Raw genomic sequence first — 19,469 nt, 5'->3', positions numbered from 1 at the left:
GGCTCGAAGAACATCGTCTCCGGGAAGTACTGGCGCACGAGCACCGGCTCCGCCGCCGCTGCGCCAGGAGCGGCCTCCGCAGCCACCGCCTTCTCCATCCTGCCTGCCTGGAGGACGGCTGGGGGGCGCAGCATCGCAGCGTCCTCGACCACCACTCCCAGCTGCTCCATGGGCATGCCGCGGCCGATCGCTCTGCCGCCTCGCACCCAGCGTTGCGCCCCCGGCAGGTCATCCGCCGTATCCCACCGCCCGTCGGGTCCGCGGCTTTCGAGCCACGCGTTGGCCTGGCGGAACCGCACGCGGTACGGCCGGCCCCAGTTATCCCTGAGGTCGGATCTCTTCAGCAGGCCTTCGTGGACCAGAATCTGCAGGTCGGCGTTCGGATCCAGGTAGCGCCCGTGCGCCTGGCGGTACCGTTCCAGGGCCCGGTTGATCTTCTCCGCATCGCGGGCCAGCGCCTCAAGCCACTTCTCCATCATCTCCGCGACGCGCTGCTGGTATGTGTTAACGCGCATTCTGATCCGCTCCGGCCGCTCCACCGCCGCGAACAGCACCCGCGCCGCCTCCTGCTGCAGCTCCACGTTGCTCTTCTCGATCGGCAGTTCGCCGCGCACCACCCCCGCCGGCCGCAGCCCGTGGATCTCGTACCGCGGCTCCATCAGCTCGCGTTCGAGCGTGAAGTAAATCTCAGCGAGCCCGGGCTGCATCTCCTGCATCGCGTACACCGCCTCGTCCACGACCACCACGCCGAGCGCCGCCAGCACGGGATGATTCTCCTGGTCGGTGATCGCGAACTCAAGCCGCGCCTGCTCGCGCGGGCGATACGTCTCCTTGTCCGCCGTGATCGCGATCCGTAGGTCGTCCGCCGGCTTGACGTAGATCAATCGCGTGTCGCGGATGATGTCCTCGCTTGGCAGTATCTTGTAGGCGTGCAGTTCGACCGTGCCGACCATGTCCGGCGTCATAGGTAGCGACATCGCCGCCTTGCCGCCGCTGAGATCGAGCGACTTCGTCATCATCGTCTGCTCGTTGCGCACCGCGTCGAGGTACACCGTCCCGGTCTGCCGCGTACACAGCACGGTCAGGTCAACCTTGTCGCCGGCGCGCGCGATTGCCTCGCTCGTCCGCAGCAGTATTGCATCTTCGCCCCCCGCCACGTCGAGAGGAATCTCGCGCGTCGCAGTGTTGCCCTTGCCGTCATCGGCGGACACCGTGATGGCCACCGGGCCGTCGGGCGTGAAGGTGATGTCGGCAATGCCCAACTCGTCGGTCGCCAGGCCCTGCGCGATGATGCGCGTCACGCGATCGCCAACATGGACATCCGTCGGGGCGGTCACCCGGATGCGGCACTGCGCCGGACTGCCGTCAGGATAGCCGCTCACCACGTAAATCGTGTTGGGCAGGCCGGGGCGCAGCGTCCTGCTCTCCGGCACCGCAACGATGTTGATGGGATCCTGAGCTACCGGCATGGTCTTCGCTGCGTGCTCGGTATGGTCGGCGCGGTCGGTCACCTCGACATCGAGCTTCGCCAGCGCCTTGCCCTGCTCCAGCGGCTGGCCGACGAACTGCTCGGGGAGTTCGATGGAATACCGATACGTCCCGTTGTCATCCGTGCGCCCATGAACTTCCGCGATCTCGCTCCAACCGATATCGAAAGTCGAAGCGGCAATCAGCACCTCACCGCCCGCCACCGGCTTGCCGAAGATGTAGTCCACCTGAATCTTGCCCGTCGCGGTCTCGCCCGGCAGATAGAACGACTTGTCCGGCGAGATGACGACCTTGAACTTCGGCAGCACGTAGCGCTCGACGGTGAACTTCTTCTCCGCCGTGCCGTGCGGCAGAATCGCCCGCGCCGTCCAGCGGCCCATGTTCAGCTCGCTCGCGAGCTGGAAGTCGGTGCTGGCGAGCCCGAAGCGCGACGTCGCCAGGGACTTCTTGAAGACCTTATTGCCCTTGGCGTCTTCGATCTCGAACGTCACGTTCTCGCCCGCCGCCGGCAGGCGTTGCGGCTGCTGCAGCGCGAGCGCGCGCAGGTGGATCACGTGCCCCGGCTGGTACATCGGCTTGTCCGTCGTCAGCAGCACCTCCGCCCGCTTGGTGATCCGCAGCGGCTGCTTGATCGTGTCCGTCCCGAGCGGCATCGCGCCGACCTGGACGACGAGCTCGTACATCCCCGGCTCAAGGTCGGGCACAGCGAAGCTCGCGTCGAGGGTGCCGCGCTCGTTGGTGCGCCCGTCGTGCAAGGCGGTCAGCGGCGCCGGCTGTTCCTCGCCCGTGGGCTGGGGCCGCGCGCCGATGCGCACCCACGCGCGCAGCGGGTCGCCGCTGTCATGATCGCTTACGATAACCCGCAGCGACGCCGTGCTCCCGCTCAGCCACTGCGACTGCCCGAGCACCTGCGTCTCCAGCGGACTGATCTCCGTATCGCTGCCGAGTTGGCGCGGGCCGACTGCGGCCGCAACCGACACCATCGCCAGCGCAATCGCCAGCGGCACCAACAGCGGCCGCCGCAAGATCTCACCAACGCGCTTCATCATCATGTCTCTCCTCACTGACTCCTCAGCCGACGTGGAGGTCGGCGTCTATCCAACAGGCCTCGTCCAAAGGAGTGTTTTCCACAGAGAGTTGGACTAGTCAGGAACGCGGAAAGTTCCCCCGCCGGTGACGCAGCACGCGGCGACCTCCGCGCCGTCCATGGAGCACAAGCCCCCAGCCTCTAACCGCGTGCAGCCAGTGTGCGTGGTTCGCGTTGCGCGCTCAGTTTCCTGTTGGACGGAGCGCGTCATCGCGCGCCGCGGCATGACTCACAGCGCGAGTTCGCAGCAAACGCGCACCAGAACGCTGAAACGAGCGATTCCCAACTAGCGCCGGAGCCGGTTGGCGGCAACGGCAGCAGCATGGGCCTCGTCTCGTGAATCTCGGCGGCTTGACAACGTCGCCGGCCCCAAACGGACGTTCCGGCCCCCACGCCGCGGAGTGTGCCCGTTCCGCTTGCGCCAAGGCTGGCGCCGCGGACCTCGGCATGCGAAAAACCCGTCCAGACGCGGAATAATGGGAGTGACTATCATATCAACTGACACCGACAACGGCCATGACGCCGCCGCACCCCAGATGCACTGGCTTGGTCGCGCGCACGGCCGTGTCGCGGCCCTCGGCCGGGCTACAGGGAACGGCAAGAGTACGCCATGCTTGAAGTCGAAGCTGTCTTCGTGAATCCCAAAGACGGCTGCGAGATGCTCCTCGTACCGGCTGGTGAGGCCGTTTTCGGCGGGTGCGCCCCCGGCGCTGACGCACACAGCGCACCCGGTTTCCGAACCCATCTGCACGCCTTCTACCTCGGCAAGTACCCGGTGCGGAATTGGGAATACGCGCACTTCCTGAATGAGGTGCAGCCGAAGCCTGCTGACCGCGAGAGGTGGATCACCTTCGACGCTGCCTGCCGCATCGTCCGGGTCAAGCAGGACTATCGAGTGCAGGGCGAAGAGCACACCCCGCCCGCTGAGCTTCGCGACTCCGACGAGGGCTGGGCGAACCACCCCGTCGTCTTCGTGTCATGGTACGGAGCCCAGGCGTACTGCAAGTGGGCCGGACTGCGATTGCCGACCGAACTCGAGTGGGAAAAGGCGGCGCGCGGCGCGGACGGCAGGATCTACCCGTGGGGAACCGAGTGGGCGGAGGACATGTGCCACAACGCATGCTCCAATGGGCAGACGCAGACGTGCATCGTGTGGGACCCGCGTTATGAGCAAGGACGCTCCGTGTGGGGCCACTACCAGATGGCGGGCAACGTGTGGGAGTACTGCGCCGACTCGTACGACAAGGAGGCCTACGCCCGCTACGCTCGCGGTGACCTGAAGCCGCCGACGTCCGGAGGCTGCCGTGTTCTTCGCGGTGCCTCCTGGTGCGACGGTAATCCACACAGTTTCCAGGCCGCCTGCCGCAGCTACGCGTACCCCGACGCCTGCTTCGCCGCCGCCGGCTTTCGCTGCGCCCTGGACGAAAGCCTCGCTCCGGGACGCGCGGCGCCGTAGCCCCACACGCGGCGGCGTCTGTACTTCACACTGCATCCCTCGTGTCCGCAACTGCGTCGCGGTCCACCAATCGAGGGTTTGCGTGCGCCGGTGTCGCAGCGCGCCAACCGGCACGCTTGATGTCAGCCAGTCTTGCAGTGAGGCAGCCGCTTTCGGCTCGGGAATCTACTGCGGCTGCAGGAAGAAATTGACGTACGTCGTCGCGCCCGCAGTGACGGGAATGTCCTTCCTGGTCTGACCCAGGTAGCCCGCTTTGCTCGCACCAACGACGTAGGTCCCCGCCGGCAGGTCGCTGTCCATCTCGTAGATACCCCACGGCGCGCCGGTCGTCGCCGTCGCCCACACGATGCCGTCCTTGCGCGCGACCACCGTCGCCCCGACGAGCGGCGTGTTCGCCACCTTATCCTTGACCTGCCCCCTGAGCGTGCCCGACCGCGGCAGGTTGAAGTTGACGTACGCGGTCGTGCCGTAGCTGACCGCGACGCCGGTTTTCGTCTGCCGCACGTAACCGGCCTTGCGCGCGATCGCGGTGTACGTGCCCGGCGCGGGCGCGGTGTCTATCTCGTACACGCCGTACGGCGCTGTGGTCGTCGCGTTGGCGATGACGGTATCCCCATCGCGGATCTCCACCGCCGCGCCGATCAGCGGCAGGCCCGTGCCCGTATCCTTGACCTGCCCCTTCACCGCCACCCACCGCAGGTTGAAGTTGACGTACGTCGTCGCGCCCGAGGTCACGGCAATGCCGGCCTTCAGTTGCCGCTCGTAGCCGGGCTTGACGCAGGTCATCATGTACTCGCCCGTCGGCAGGTCGGTGTCAATGACGTAGATCCCGTTGCTGTCGGTCGACGTCAGCGCGTGCTCGAGGCCGTTCAGATACGCGCACACGCCGGCGTTCTCGAGGTTCACCGTCGTGCCGCGGATGCGCACCTGGCCCATGAGCCGCCCGGACGCCGTCAGATTGAAGTTGACGTATGTCGTATCGCCGATCGCGATCACGACGCCGGCCTTCGTCTGCGTGACAAAGCCCGTCCCGGACACCTTCACTACGTAGGCCCCGGCCGCTACCTCCTGAAGATTGTAGAGACCGTTGGTGTTCGTCGATGCTGTGTATTTGAGAAGGCTGTCGCGGTACAGCTCCACGCGCGCGCCCTCGATGTTGGTCGTCGTGCCGCGTACGCGCACCTGCCCCGCGATGTTGCCGAAATACGCCGCGGGCCATTTCGTCATGTAGATGTCGGCGTTCCCGTTGCGATAGTCCTCCCATATGATGCGGTCGCCCCAGATCGCGCACAGCCCCTGGTTCCCGGTCGCCGCGCAGATCGGCATCTCGGCGCCCGCCGCCAGGTCGTACATGTAGATGTCCCAGTTGCCCTTGCGCGCGTCAGACCACACGATGCGGTCGCCCCACACAGCGGGGCTGGTCTGGCCGGCCGCCGCCGTGCTGACCGGCGTCTCGGTGCCGGTGGCCAGGTCGTACATGTAGATGTCCCAACTGCCGTTGCGCAGATCTTGCCACACGATCAGGTCGCCCCAGATGGCGGGGTGCTCCTGGTGCGCGGCATTCGTGCAGATGGGCATCTCGGTGGCAGTCGCCAGGTCGTACATGTAGATGTCGCCGTTGCCTGCGCGGTAGTCCTGCCATACGATGCGGTCGCCCCAGATGACCGGGTTGAGTTGGTCGCCGGTCGCGGTGCAGATCGGGCTTTCGCTTCCCCCCGTCAAGTCGTACATGTAGATGTCAACGTCGGTGCCGCGCGCGTCCTCCCACACCACGCGGTCGCCGAATATCGCCGGCCGCGTCTGATCCGCCGCGTCGGTGCACACTGAACTCACGCTCCCGCTGACGAGGTCGCGCATGTAGATGTCCCAGTTCCCCGCCCCGTTGTCTTGCCACGCAATTCTGGTATCCCATATCACGGGATAGCACTGGCGCTGCGACCGCCACCAGTGGGTGAACGTGCGGCTCGGCAGATCGTACATGCAGATGTCGGTATCGGAGAAGCCGTAATAGTAGTCCTCCTCCACGACGCGGTGGCCCGAGATGGACGGCAAGCGCTCGTGAGTCACAAGCTCGCTGATCTGCAGTTCCCCCCATGACGGGTCGATGTCGTACATGTAGATGTCCATGCTGGGATTGCGCATATCCTGCCATGCGATGCGATCGCCGAAGATGGACGGATTGTACTGGTCGGCCGAGTCGCCGCAGACCTGGGTCTCCGCATCCGCCGTGAGATCGTGCATGTAGACATCCATGTTGCCGTTGCGCTGATCCGCCCACACGATGCGGTCGCCGCAGATCTCGGGGTCATACTGCTGTGCCGGGTTGACGCAGACCGCACTTTCGGTCGCCGTCATCAGGTCGTACATATAGATGTCCCAGTTGCCGTTCCGCAGGTCCTCCCACACGATGCGATCGCCGAAGATCGCGATCCCCGCTTGGGTCGTCGGATCCGTGCAGATCGGCGTCTCCGCCGCCGTCGCGAGGTCGTACATGTAGACATCCCAGTTGCCGTTGCGCGTGTCGCGCCACACGATACGATGGCCCCAGATCACCGGATCCGCTTGATCACTCGCCGCTGTGCAAATCGGCGTCTCGACGCCCGCGGCGAGGTCGTACATGTAGACGTCCCAGTTGCCGCTGCGGTAGTCTTGCCAGACAACGCGGTTGCCGAAGATGGCAGGATGGTACTGGGGGGCAACATCGCCGCAGACCACGGTCTCCGTCGCCGTCGCCAGGTCGTACATGTAAATGTCCGGATCCCCGTTGCGGAAGTCCTCCCACACGATCCGACTGCCCCAGATCTCCGGGCGCTGCTGGCTCTCCGGCGCCGCGGCGACGACGGTGGTTGCGCCCGTGCGCAGGCTCTTGGCATAGACGTCGTAGCCGGTGCTGCCATACTCCCCCCACACCACGGTGTCGCCGAAGACCCGCGGAAAGGCCTCGGTCGCGGACGTCACACTGACCGGCACCTCCTGGCCCCCTAGCGCCGGCGTGATACACAGAGCCGCGATGACCGAACAGCAAAGCACCAGAATGGCGAATCTCATCATCCTTCCTCCTGACGGCGTGACGCCTGGCGAAGTACGGGTGTCCGTTGTCCGCTCGTACTTCGCTCCGACCGATAACCTATCGGCGCCTTCGCCGCAACAGCGACCGTCGTCGAGACCGCGCTGCCGGGCAATGTGCGGGTGCTCGGAAGAAACTCGTGAGGCAAGAGCGGGCCGACCTTCGCCAAGCCGTGAGGACAGCAGCGAAAGCCGAGGCCGACTCCCGCAGCGCAGGAACGGCATCGACTCGCAGGGACATCAACCACGCCCGTATCACCTCACGAGGTCCGTGCATTGATGGGGTTCGTGTATTACTGCGGGGCCGGCAGGCTACGGCACCACGCTCACGAACCCTGGCGAGGCCTGGCCTCACTCCGGAATCCCGCACAGCAGGATCACGGACAAGTCTCGGCTGCTTCTCTGAGAGCCGAGACTCTACGCGGAAGGACGCCGGGGACCGCGGCGGCGCCCAAAACGAACCTCGTCCGGAAGAGTCTGCGGGTATTACCCGCGCTGTGGTAGCACCCGAGACTCTGCAGGCATGGGCTGCCGATTGACGGCGATGCTCCCAAGACGGCCGCGAAGGGGCCTTCAGAGGCAGCCCCGCGGCGACTGTTGTACTTCCGGATCGGCGACGCGGCTTCCTGCCGGGTACTGGCGCGCCGGAAGCACTCGCGCATGCTTCGCGCACCGCCGCGCGGACCTCAGTACTGCTCCCAGTGCAGGACCTCTGCCAGGCCGGGCTTCTGCTTCGGCTTGGGCGTGGACGTCGGATAGCCGACGGGCAGTAAGGCGATGAGCCTGTAGTTGGCCGGCGCACCGAGCATCCGAGGAATCCTCTCCGCATACGTCTTCTTATCGCCCGCGACCCAGCATGATCCGAGCCCGTGCGCCGTCACCGCGATCAGGATGTTCTCCACCGCCGCGCAGCCGTCTTCAAGGAAGTACTGCCCGTCCTCGCACAGCACCACGATGCACGCCGGCGCATCGGCAATGAACTTGCCGTAGTCGGTCGCGGCGGCGATCTTCTTCAGCATCGCCTTCTCGGTCACGACGACGAAATGCCAGGGGTGCACTCCCATCGCCGACGGCGCGCGGTTGCCGCACTCCACCAGTTCCTCCAGCACCTCGCGCGGCACCGGGTCCGGCTTGTACGCGCGCACGCTTGCCCGCTTCCTGATCGCCTCAATCGCATCCATAGTCCGCCTCCGGCTTGACTTGGTAGGGCAAGCGTCCTCGCTTGTCCGCTCGTCAGCTCCGCGCGACGCGGATGAACCGCGCGCTGATCAGCACCGCGACCGTCGAGAGCACGATGATGATGGACGCCACCGCGTTGATCGTCGGCACGATGCCAATGCGCATCATCGACCAGATCTTCAGCGGCAGCGTGCTCTGCGCCCCGATCACGAAGAACGTGATGATGAATTCGTCGAACGACAGCGCGAACACGATCAGCGCCGCACCCGCCACCGACGGCGCGATGATGGGCAGTGTCACGGTCAGAAACGAGCGCAGCGGCGACGCGCCCAGGTCCATCGCCGCCTCCTCCACCGCGACGTCGAAATCGCTGAGGCGCGCCATGACGATGGTCAGCACGAACGGCAGCGTGAACACGACGTGCGCGATGACGACGGTCAGCAGCGAGCGGTTGAAGCCCACATACTCGAAGTAGGACAGCATCGCGATGCCCGTCACCAAGCCCGGCATCGCAATCGGCGCGAGCATCGCCGCGTTCACCAACCCCTTGCCGCGGAAGTAATAGCGGCTCAGCGCCAGCGCGCCCATCGTCCCCAGAATCACCGCCCCGATGGTGGCGAACGACGCGACGATCAGGCTGTTGACGATGGACTCGACCAACGTCGCGTCGCGCAGGATGTCCGCGTACCAGTGCAGCGTGAACCCGCGCGGCGGCCACACCGTCACCTTCGAGTCGTTGAAGGAGAACACGACGATGACCAGGCTCGGCAAGAAAAGGAAGATGTACGCGACGACCGCGTACGCCGCCAACGGCGCCCGCGCCAACCCGCGCCACAGCCGTGCGCCGGTCTTCATCGCCGCCCTCCCGCCGTCGGCAGCAGCAGATTCGTCACAAACACCAGCACGCTCGCCCACACTGCCAGGCACAGCAGCATGACGAACGCCACCGCCGACCCCAGCGGCCAGTTGTACGCGAACCCGAACTGGCTCTGAATCGTCCGGCCGATCATGATCCCGTCCACCCCGCCGACCAGGGTCGGCGTCACGTAATCCCCCGCGACGAGAATGAACGTCAGCAGACACCCGCCGATGATCCCCGGCTTGCTGAGCGGCAGCGTGACGCGCAGGAACGTCGTCAGCGGCGACGCGCCCAGGTCCTGCGACGCCTCCAGCAGCGAATCGTCAATGCTGCTCATCGCCGAGTACACCGGCACGACGATGAACGGCGTGAAGATATGGATGAACGCAATGAGCACCGCGCTGTTGCTGTAGAGGAGAAACGACAGCGGCTCGTCTAGCAGCCCCGTCGCGATGAGGAACGAGTTGAGAATGCCCCGGTTGCCCAGGATCGCCTTCCACGCATACACGCGCACCAGGTAGCTCGAAATCATGCACACGATGACGAGCATCAGGAGCACGTTGCGGTAGCGCCCGCCGTGGAAGCGAATGAAGTACGCCAGGGGATAGCCGATCACGAGCGTCGCCAGCATCGCTGCGATGCCGATCACCACGGACTTGATCAGCAGCGTCACGTTCACCGTATCGCGGAAGACGTCGAGGTAGTTGGCAATCGTGAAGTCCTGGCGCAGCCCCGCGGCTTCCGCACGCCAGAAGCTGTAGAGAAAGAGCACCGCCAGCGGGACGAAGAAGAACGCCGCAAGATACAGCACCGGCGGCAGTGTGTTGACGAGTATCGCGCGAACTCTACGCATCGGCCGTGATGGGCAACGGGCTGCGTGCGGCACCTGGTTGGGGCTGGCGCTCCCTCACGCCCCCGACACCTCCACCATGTCGTCCGCCTGCCATTCCGCCAGCACTTCGTCGCCCTCGCGGAAGGTCCTGCCCCCGGAGCTGAGGTGCACGACCCGCAGCGTGTACCGATCTGCGACCTCCACAAGATAGCGCACCAACGGCCCGAGAAATATCGCCTCGCGAATCCGGCCCCGCGCGCGATTCGGCGCACCGCTCGGCTCCTCCGCGGGCTGCAGGGCGATCCGCTCCGGCCGCAGGGAAACCAGCATCTCGGATCCCGGCGGCGCGCTGCCGACGTTCATCTCGACCTTCACGTCACCCCACGAGCCCTCCCGCGGCCCGGTCGCCGTGACGCGCAGCAAGTTGCTCTCGCCAACGAACGATGCCGCGAATTCGTTGGCCGGCTGCGAGTACACCTCCGCCGGCGCGCCCTCCTGCACCACCCGCCCCTGGTTCATGATGAAGATGCGGCTCGACATGGCCAGCGCTTCCTCTTGATCGTGGGTCACGTAGATGAAGGTCGTCCCCAGCGCGTGCTGAATCCGCCGCAACTCGATCTGCATCTGGCGGCGCAGCTTGAGATCGAGCGCGCCCAGCGGCTCGTCCAACAGCAGCACCGACGGCTCGTTGACGAGCGCCCGGGCGAGAGCCACGCGCTGGCTCTGGCCGCCGCTCAGCTCGTGCACGCGCCGCAGCTCGAATCCCGCGAGGTCCACCAGCTCAAGCGCCCGCGAGACACGCTCCACGATTTCCCATCGCTGCCGCTTGCGCACCCGCAGGCCGTAAGCGACATTATCGAACACGTTGAGGTGTGGGAACAACGCGTAGCGCTGGAAGCACATGTTCGTCGAGCGCCGGTTCGGGGGAACGCCGGAGACGTCGCGCCCTTCGATGAACACGCGGCCCGCCGTCGGCTCCTCGAACCCGCCGATCATGCGCAGCGTCGTCGTCTTGCCGCACCCGCTGGGCCCGACGAGCGAGACGAATTCCCCCCTGCGCACCTCCAGGCTCACGTCGTCAACCGCGACAACGCTGCCGAAGCGTTTCGTGACGCGTTCGAGGACTACTATGGGGCCATCATCAGCCATGGTCGCACATCCACTGCACCCTCACCGCACGATCGCCCCCTCGCGCGTCCGGCCGGCAACTACAGCGCCTTCCACTCCTCCCACTTGCGAGTCCAGTCCTGGAGCGTCGTGTACTTGCCTCCGGGCTCGGTCGGCTCGACGCCGGGCAGCACGCACTTCTCGAAGGTCTGGTCCAGATCGGTGAGATTGTACAGCGCGCGGACATCCTCCGGCAGCCCCTCCGCGGCCTCGCGGTTGACGCAGCCCAGGCCGAGGTTCTTCACGACAAGCTGCTGCGCCTCGATGCTCGTCATGTGGTCTATGAACGCGTACACGAGGTCGAGATCCTGCGCCCCCTTGACCAGACACCAGCTATCCACCCACGCGAAGCTGCCCTCCTCGGGAATGATCTGCTTCACCGGGTAGCCGTCGCGCTGGCACTGCACCGTCGCCAGCTCCCATGCCCCGCCGAGCCAGATGTCGCCCGACTCCATCATGTTGATGAAGTCGCCGACGATCGGCGCGATGGTGCGCAGTTGCCCCTTGAGCTTCGCGAGCTGCTCGAACACCATGTCGAGCTGCCTCGGCGTCAGGTGGGCGAGGTCGTCGAGCGGGCCGAGGCGGTCCTTGATGTACTGCGCGGTGATGAAGATCAGACCGCGCATGTCTTCGAGCACCGCGACCTTGCCCTTATAGCGCGGGTCGTACAACGCGCTCCACGACGTCGGCTCCGGCCGCACCTTGTCAGCGTTGTAGATCAGCGGCAGCGAGCCCCAGCAGTACGGCACGCCGGTGATCGTGCCGTCCCCGAAAGCCGTCGTCCAGTAGCCGTGGCGGAACTGGTCGAAGACCTGGTCGAGGTTCTTCAGCCGGGCAACGTCGAGCGGCGCGAGGAGGTCGTGGTTGATCAGGTGCTGGATGAAGCCCATGTACGGCGTCACGAGGTCGAACGCCCCGGGGCCGCCCGCCTTGAGCCGCGAGAACAGTTCGTCATTACCGCCGACGTACGTCGCCCGCACCTTCACGCCGTACTTCTCGACGAACGGCTTGAGCGCGTCCTGATCGTCGTACCCGCTCCACGTGAGCACGCGGATTTCGTCCCGCTTGGCTCCGCCCTTCCCTCGGCCGCAGCCGGTGAGACCGCCCGCGCCCAAAAGCACCCCAACGCTCGCCGCGCGCGTCAAGAACTCACGCCGCGTAAGCGTATTGAGCGGTCCTGCTGCCGCCGCGCCATTCCTTCGCTTGCTCGCCATGGGAATCACCTCGCTGCGTTGTGTTTGCCGTCGCTCCATCCCTGGGGCTGTTCGCCGCGGGAAACCGGCTTCCCTTCGAGGGCGCCGTGCGAGGGGAGACTCGGAAGCGACAGCAACTGCGGCGAGGCGGCGCGTTTTCGACCTCGCTGCGGACCGACGCCCCGCTCAAAAATGATCGCAGCCCAGGTACACGGGCTCTTGCTTCGGAAACAGGATGTCGAGCAAGGCGGCGTCCTCTGCGGCAACGGAATCCGCATCGGGAATCAACTCGCGCAGTTGGCTGAACGTGCTGTCGCCGAACAAGAGCTTGAAGAAGTTGCGCGTCCCCGGTTCGAGGACGATGTCGCCCGCCTCGCCCGCCTCGGCGTGCACGTGGTGCCCGTCAATGACCAGCCGCATCGCCTGCCCCTGCTCCCGAACGCAGATGTCCCTCCGCCGCGGCCGCAGCCCCGACTGCGACAGCCGCCGCTCCAATACCGGCGACGCCTTCTCCATCAACGGCACGAGGCGGATCACCCGCACCATCATCCCCTCCGGCTCCTCGTGGTGGATGCCCCGCGGCGACCACCGCGCGAGCGTTGCCAGCGCCGGATGCGATTTCGGCAACTCGCCGCCGATGCGCGGCTCGTCGCCCTTCTTCCAGCCCCGGCCCCGCGCGCGGTCGTCCGTCTGCGGAGGCAGGGCCAGCGCCTCCCGCATCGCCCGCGCGCAGATCGCCTCGACGGCTGCCCTGTGCTCCGGCAGGTAGGCTACCTCGCCGAAGTGGGTCGCCGACCCCCGCAGGTAGGCGACGGTTGCGCCATCATGTCTAACGACCCAGCTCGGCAGAACGCCGAGAGTGCGCGAGTGCTCGTCATACCAATACTGCCGCGGGCGCGCCATCGTGCCGGTGCGCTCTTCGTTATAGACGTTGTAGATCTCGATTACCGCGTCGAGGTCGCGGGCCTCGTCGAAGTCGCGCACCGCGTAGGTCGTTTCCACCGGCGGTGGCTCCGCGGCGACGACGCTGAAGCGATGCTCGGGGAACGTCGCCCATCCGACTTCCGCGTAGTGCGTCGGGATGCCCGTAAACAGCATGCTCACGTCATAGCCGTCACGCTCCATGTAGCGCACGGCGTCCCAGAGCAGGGCCGTGGAGTATCCGCGATTGCGATACTCCGGATGCGTCGAGACCGCCCCGATGCCGCCCATGCGCACCACCGCGCAGCCGATGTGGATCGGCCGATCCGAGACGCGGACGTAGCTGACGATCCTCCCGTCCTCCACGCACACCCGCGCCTGCTCCAGTTCGAACGACGAGTCGTCGGTGAGGTGACACCGGAAACGGCGGTGCCCCGGCTTGCCGAACACGGAGCAGACGTGCTCGATGGATTCCTCGATCTCGTCCTCGCGCAGCGCGCGTATCTCCATTCCGTCTCCTCCCGGCGCAGCGCTCGCCGCAACCTCCGTCGGGCAAACGTAGGGGACGGCCTCCTGACCGTCCCGAAATCGAGCGGGGCCGCACGCCCCGCCGCTGCACCAATATTGCCGACGCGCGTCGTCGAAATCAGCGGGCTCCCGCGGCGACTCCTTTGTCCCCCGCCTCGCGGACATGCCGCATGCCCCGCTCCAGTGCGCGCTCGTTCAGCTCCAGCAACTGCCGCCGCCGATGCGGCAGTCGGTCGCGCAGCGCCTGCTTGACCGACTCGGGCGAGACGAGATGTTCCGCCTCGATGAATGCGCCGAGCATGATGATGTTGGCGACGCGCACGTCGCCGATCTCCTCTGCCAGGTGATTCGCAGGCACTTTCCACACCCGCAGGTCCCTGCGCCGCGGCCCGGACGGGGCAAGCGAGCTGTTGATCATCATCAGCCCATCACTCGCGATGACGCCGGACAACCTGACTAACGACGGCCGGTCCATGATGATGGCTGTGTCGGGATGAGCGACCACGGGGGAGCCGATCGGACGATCTGCCACGACTACGGTGCAGTTAGATTCGCCCCCGCGCATCTCCGGGCCGTGCGACGGGCTCCACACGACGTTGCGCCCTTCGAACGTGGCGGCGCCCGCAAGCAACTGGCCGGTGAGCACGATGCCTTGCCCCCCGAAGCCGGAAATGATGATTTCGCGCCGCATCAAGCCCCCCTCCGTTGCGCCGGCGTGAACTCGCCCAGCGGGTAGTGGGGCAGCATGTTCTCCGTCAGCCACTCGGTCGCCGCGACCGGGGTCATCCCCCAACGCGTCGGGCAGGTCGAGAGGATCTCAACCAGGCTGAAGCCTTCGTCGTTGAGCTGGGTCTGGAAGGCGCGCCGGATCGCCTTCTTCGCGCGCGCGGCGTGCGCGGGGCTGATCACCGTCACGCGCTCCAGATACGCCGGCCCGGTGAGCGTCCCCAGCATCTCGCACACCCGTATCGGATAGCCCGCCTGCCGCGCGTCGCGGCCGTAGGGCGTGGTCGTCGTCACCTGACCGAGCAGCGTCGTCGGCGCCATCTGCCCGCCGGTCATGCCGTAGATCGCGTTGTTGATGAAGAACACGGTGATGCGCTCGCCGCGCGCCGCCGCGTGGACGACTTCGCCGCACCCTATGGCGGCGAGGTCCCCGTCGCCTTGATACGTGAACACCACCGATTCCGGCAGCACGCGCTTGATGCCCGTCGCCACGCATGGCGCGCGGCCGTGCGCCGCCTCCACCATGTCGCACAGGAAGTAGTCGTACGCGAACACCGCGCAGCCCACGGGCGCGATGCCGATCGTGCGCTCCATGATGCCCAGTTCGTCAATCGCCTCCGCGATCAGACGGTGGATGACGCCGTGCATGCACCCCGGGCAGTAGTGCATGCGCTGCTGCCATAGCGACCTTGGGTGACTGAAGACTTGCTTGCCCTCAGGTCCCGAAACCTTCTTGCTCGTCCGCGTCGTCCGTGGAATCGCCCTCGCCTCCTGTCATGCAGATCACTCGTTCTCCAGCAGCTTCTCGATCTCCGCAACCACCTCGCTCGGCGTCGGGATGATCCCGCCGGTGCGCCCGAAGAAATGCACCGGACAGCGCCCCTCCACCGCCAAGCGCACGTCCTCGACCATCTGCCCCAACGACAGCTCGACCACCAGGATGCGCTTCACTCGCTGCGTCAGCTCGCGAACTGCGTCGTAGGGATACGGCCACAGCGTTATCGGCCGCAGCATGCCGACGCGCACGCCGCGCGCGGCCAACCGCTCGATCGCCGTCCTGCATACCCTCGCCGCGGTCCCGAACGCGACGATGGCCAGCTCCCCGCCCTCGGCCTCGATCTCCTCCCAGCGCACCTCCTTACGCGCCGCCTCGTCGTGCCGCGCCTGGATGCGCAGGTTCACCGCCTCCAGCTTCTCGGGCACGATGTAGAGCGAGTTGATGACGTTCTTCGGTCGCCCGCTCGCCCCGGTCGTGGCCCACGGCTTCGGCGTCAGACGTGCCGGATCAACCGGTGGCTCGGTGATCGTCGTCGGCTCCATCATCATCCCCAGCATGGCGTCGGCGAGAATAATGACGGGCGTCCGATAGCGGTCCGCGAGGTCGAACGCGACGCGCGTCAGATCGTACATCTCTTGCACCGACCACGGTGCCAGGGCGATCGTGCGGTAGTCGCCGTGCCCCCCGCCCTTCACGGTCTGGAAGTAGTCCGATCCCGCCGCCGCGATGTTGCCCAGACCCGAGCCGCCGCGGGCGATGTTTGCGATTACCGCCGGCAGCTCGCATTCAGCCATGTACGAAATCGCCTCTTGTTTGAGGCTGATGCCGGGGCTGCTCGACGCGGTCATCGCGCGCGCGCCCGCGGCGCTCGCGCCGTACACCATGTTGGCGGCAGCGAGTTCGCTCTCCGCCTGGAGAAATACGCCCCCGACCTTCGGCATGTGCTCCGCCATGTAGTCGCCGAGCGGATTCTGCGGCGTGATCGGGTAGCCGAAGAAATGGCGGCAGCCGGCGTCAATCGCCCCTTGCGCTACCGCCTCATTGCCCTGCATCAGCACTCTCTTCGGTTTTCTCGGCAACACCTACCTCCTGTATCGCCCTGCCCCCGTCTCTCGGATGGCTCTGTGTCTTGCGCCCCGCGCTCGTCTAGTGCAGAAGCACCAGATTGTCGCGGTGTATCACTTCGTCAAACGGGCGATGGCCCAGCCGCGCCTCGATCTCGCTCGTCCGGCAGCGCCGAATCTTGCGCACGTCCTCAGCTCGGTAATTGACCAGGCCGCGGGCGATCTCCACGTCACTGGAGTCAACCACGCTCACCACGTCGCCCTGACGGAATTGGCCGGAGACGTGCTCGATTCCTACCGCCAGCAGACTCGAGCCGCGCTCGACCAGCGCTTTCTTCGCGCCGTCGTCAATCACCAGGTGCCCCTTCGGCGTGACCGCAAACCCGATGCGCTGCTTGCGCGAGCGCAGCTTGCCCGGCCGCGGCACGAACAGCGTCCCCACCGCGTCGCCCGCCAGGACGCGCGTCAACGCGTCGGGCGCGCTCCCGCGGCAGATCACCATATACACCCCTGCGTTCATCGCCGCCTTCGCCGCCTGGAGCTTGGCCACCATCCCGCCGCGCCCAAAACCGCTCCCTGATTCGCGCGCGTGCCGCTCGACCTCGCGCGTCAGCGAAGTCACCGTGTCTATCAGACTCGCCTCCGCCTCGGTGCGCGGATCGCCCGTGAACAGGCCGTCAACATCCGACAGCAGCACCAATAGCTCCGCGTCCATCCGCGCCGCGACGATGGCCGCCAAGCGGTCGTTCTCCCCGATCGCCACCCCTTGAATCGACACCGGGTCGTTCTCATTCAGGATCGGCAGCGCCCCTCGGGCCAGCAGCGTCGACAGCGTGTTGCGCAGGTGAAGGTAGCGCCGCGGGTCGGTAATGTCGGCCTGCGTCAGCAGCACCTGTGCCACCGGCTGCTTGAACCGCGCGAAGATCTCCCGATAGCACCCGACCAGCTCGATCTGTCCGACGCTCGCCGCCGCTTGGCGCGTGGGCACATCCTCCGTGTCGCTCGGCAGCCCCAGGTGCGCGAGCCCGGTCCTCGCCGCGCCGGAGGTGATCACCAGTACCTGCTTGCCGGCCTGCCGCAGTGCGACGATCTGTTGCGCCAGGCCCGCGAGCAGCGGGCGGTTGATCGCTCCTTCGGCGGTCGTGACCACGTTCGTCCCCAGCTTGACGACGATGCGAGTCGCCCGACCGAGCGCTTGTCGCGGGATTTCGTCCAACCAACGAGCCTCCGGGTTGATTATAGCAGATTCCACCCGCGACGCGAAACGAACCCGCCGTGGTCGCACCGGGATTGACTCACCAACCCAGCCGACGGGTCCCGCCCCCGCCCTCAGAGCGCATCAAGCGGCGGGCGCCGTCGCAAGCCGGCGATCATCGCAGTCCTCGCTGCCTCTCCCAGCACCCGCAGAGGACAACGCGTCGCCCCCGTTGAACGTCACGTCAAATGTCCCACGGAGTTGCCGCCAATGACACGACACCCGAACCTCGCCTGCAAGGACGACTCCTTCCTCGTCGTGATTGACATGCAGCAAGCCTTCTGGAACCTTGTCTCGGACAAGGAGCGCGTCCTGCGCGCGGTTCAGTTGCTGCTCAAGTGCGCCAAGCCCCTCGGCCTGCCCGTTATCGCCACCGAGCAGAACCCGACGAAGGTGGGCGGCACTCTCGCGGCGGTGTCGGACCTGCTTGCGGGGGCGTCGGTCATCCCGAAGATGACCTTCAGTTGCTGGGCGGAACCGGCCTTCGCCGCCGCCATCGAGTCGCTCGGGCGCAAGACCGCGATACTGTGCGGCATCGAGACCCACGTCTGCCTCATGGAGACCGCGCTCGACCTGATCCACGCCGGGTATCGCGTGCATCTTCCGGCCGACGCAGTCACCGCTCGCGGCGACTTCAACTGCCGGTTTGCCGTGGACAACATCCGCGCCGCCGGGGGCATCATCAGCACGTTGGAGGCCGTGCTGTTTCAACTGCTCGAGCGCGCGGGCACCGACGAATTCCGCGCCGTCATGGGCCTCATCAAGTCAGAGGCGCTGTGGGAAGCCTGAGGCCGCGGGGGAAGACACACGAGACCCTCTCATAATCGGCTCGCTCGCGATTCGCTGGCCCCGAAAAGGTCATTCAGAGCGGAGCACTGAGCGTAGGCGAGGCGCGACGCGAGGAATCTCGCCGTCGCCGGAGCGGTTGAGGGACAGCTTCACAGGCGCGCCCGCCTGCTCACTCACGAAGCACGGAGCAACAGGGAGCATCGCCTGCCGCTCGGCTCCCGCTGTCGGAATGGGCTGCGCGCGTTCCTACGATTCCTGCTCGCCCGAGGGCATCTCGCCGTCGTCGTCCTCTGTTCCGGCGCTGTCGGCGGCCGGCCGGTCCCGCTCGGCGTCGAACCCGTCCGTGGCGGCGGTGGATTGTTCCTCCCCCTCAGGCTCCTCGAACGCGGGCTGCTCGCGTCGCCGGGAATCCCCGGACCGGCCGCCGCGCGGCTCGATGACAATGCGCCGCGTCGGATCTTCGCCGACGCTGCGCGTCATGACGTCGGCATCATCCGCGAGCGTGGTGTGGATGATTCTGCGCTCGTGCGGCAGCAGCGGATCGAGGGTGATCGCCTCTCCCGATTGCTTGGCCTTGCGCGCCGACGCGATGGCGAGGTGACGCAGCGACTCCTCGCGCCGTTCGCGATAGCCCTCCGCGTCCAGGATGATGCGCTTGCGGTTCTCCTCGCCCCGATTGGCCATCAAGCCCACCAGATGCTGAACCGCAGCCAGCGTCTGCCCGTGCTTGCCGATGAGGAGGCCGAGGTCTTCGCCGCGAATGTCTATGATCGCCTGCGTGTCGTCTTCCTCCGTCACCTCGGGCGTCGCCTCCAGGCCCATGTGCTGCAACATCTCCGCCAACACCTGCGACGCCCGCTCGCCAATCGTCGTTTCCGCCGTCACCCGCACCCGCGCCTGCGCTGACCCCAGGATGCCGAACAGAGCCCGCCCTTCCTCCAGCACCTCCACCTCGACGCGGTCGCGCGGTACGCCGAGCTCCGCTAGCGCCAGTTCGATAGCTTCCTCAGCCGTCTTCGCCGTCTTCTCGATCGATACCATGTACGATATCCCCCGACGTTCGCGCGCGCTCGGTGGCGAT

15 protein-coding genes are annotated in these 19,469 nt (G+C 66.4%); 2 read left to right on the top strand and 13 right to left on the bottom strand.

From position 1 onward, the window contains the following. Positions 1-2,540, bottom strand: a 2,540-nt coding sequence (locus JSV65_02775; protein UCH35294.1) for a hypothetical protein, incomplete at its 3' end; no start/stop codon positions are given. A gap of 645 nt (positions 2,541-3,185) precedes the next feature. Between JSV65_02775 and JSV65_02770 the strand changes: the two genes are divergently transcribed. After that, a complete protein-coding gene (locus JSV65_02770; GenBank protein ID UCH35293.1) occupies positions 3,186-4,031 on the top strand; it encodes an SUMF1/EgtB/PvdO family nonheme iron enzyme in 846 nt (281 codons plus the stop codon). 165 nt (positions 4,032-4,196) lie between these two features. Here the strand turns inward: JSV65_02770 and JSV65_02765 are convergent, their stop codons facing one another. From JSV65_02765 to proB, 11 genes are all read right to left on the bottom strand, one after another. Further along, the gene (locus JSV65_02765) at positions 4,197-7,082 is read right to left on the bottom strand and encodes a carboxypeptidase regulatory-like domain-containing protein (protein ID UCH35292.1); all 2,886 of its coding nucleotides are present in this window, start codon (positions 7,080-7,082) and stop codon (positions 4,197-4,199) included. 701 nt (positions 7,083-7,783) lie between these two features. After that, positions 7,784-8,278, bottom strand: coding sequence for a nitroreductase family protein (locus JSV65_02760; protein UCH35291.1), 495 nt, complete (start codon positions 8,276-8,278; stop codon positions 7,784-7,786). 52 nt (positions 8,279-8,330) lie between these two features. Beyond that, on the bottom strand, positions 8,331-9,131 hold the full coding sequence (locus tag JSV65_02755; GenBank protein ID UCH35290.1) for an ABC transporter permease: 801 nt from the start codon (positions 9,129-9,131) through the stop codon (positions 8,331-8,333). Further along, the gene (locus JSV65_02750) at positions 9,128-9,988 is read right to left on the bottom strand and encodes an ABC transporter permease (GenBank protein ID UCH35289.1); all 861 of its coding nucleotides are present in this window, start codon (positions 9,986-9,988) and stop codon (positions 9,128-9,130) included. The genes JSV65_02755 and JSV65_02750 overlap by 4 nt, the downstream gene beginning before the upstream one ends. Before the next feature lie 54 nt (positions 9,989-10,042). Further along, entirely contained in the window at positions 10,043-11,116 is a 1,074-nt protein-coding gene (locus tag JSV65_02745) for an ABC transporter ATP-binding protein (protein ID UCH35288.1), read from the bottom strand. 59 nt (positions 11,117-11,175) lie between these two features. After that, positions 11,176-12,348 (bottom strand): extracellular solute-binding protein, encoded by a 1,173-nt coding sequence (locus JSV65_02740; protein UCH35287.1) that lies wholly within the window; start codon positions 12,346-12,348, stop codon positions 11,176-11,178. A 165-nt stretch (positions 12,349-12,513) separates the two neighbouring features. After that, positions 12,514-13,758 carry a GNAT family N-acetyltransferase gene (locus tag JSV65_02735; protein ID UCH35286.1) on the bottom strand — a complete coding sequence of 415 codons (1,245 nt, stop codon included), beginning with the start codon at positions 13,756-13,758 and terminating at the stop codon, positions 12,514-12,516. A gap of 136 nt (positions 13,759-13,894) precedes the next feature. Further along, positions 13,895-14,467 carry a 2-oxoacid:acceptor oxidoreductase family protein gene (locus JSV65_02730; protein ID UCH35285.1) on the bottom strand — a complete coding sequence of 191 codons (573 nt, stop codon included), beginning with the start codon at positions 14,465-14,467 and terminating at the stop codon, positions 13,895-13,897. After that, positions 14,467-15,171: a 2-oxoglutarate oxidoreductase gene (locus tag JSV65_02725; GenBank protein ID UCH35284.1), complete on the bottom strand. Its 705-nt coding sequence runs from the start codon at positions 15,169-15,171 to the stop codon at positions 14,467-14,469. Before JSV65_02725 ends, JSV65_02730 begins: the two co-directional genes overlap by 1 nt. Positions 15,172-15,285: 114 nt before the next feature. After that, complete coding sequence (locus tag JSV65_02720) at positions 15,286-16,332, bottom strand: 3-methyl-2-oxobutanoate dehydrogenase subunit VorB (GenBank protein ID UCH36679.1); 1,047 nt, start codon at positions 16,330-16,332, stop codon at positions 15,286-15,288. A 94-nt stretch (positions 16,333-16,426) separates the two neighbouring features. Continuing rightward, positions 16,427-17,560: a glutamate 5-kinase gene (proB, locus tag JSV65_02715; protein UCH35283.1), complete on the bottom strand. Its 1,134-nt coding sequence runs from the start codon at positions 17,558-17,560 to the stop codon at positions 16,427-16,429. A 249-nt stretch (positions 17,561-17,809) separates the two neighbouring features. Here proB and JSV65_02710 point away from each other — a divergent pair, with 249 nt between their 5' ends. Continuing rightward, positions 17,810-18,388, top strand: coding sequence for an isochorismatase family protein (locus JSV65_02710; protein UCH35282.1), 579 nt, complete (start codon positions 17,810-17,812; stop codon positions 18,386-18,388). A gap of 246 nt (positions 18,389-18,634) precedes the next feature. Here JSV65_02710 and JSV65_02705 read toward each other — a convergent pair whose 3' ends face one another. After that, positions 18,635-19,429: a protein jag gene (locus JSV65_02705; protein UCH35281.1), complete on the bottom strand. Its 795-nt coding sequence runs from the start codon at positions 19,427-19,429 to the stop codon at positions 18,635-18,637. Between the last annotated feature and the right edge of the window lie 40 nt (positions 19,430-19,469).

This window comes from Armatimonadota bacterium, assembly GCA_020354555.1.
Taxonomy (GTDB): Bacteria; Armatimonadota; Hebobacteria.
Note: the sequence above shows the minus strand (reverse complement) of the source record. Positions and strands in the feature narration are given on the sequence as shown.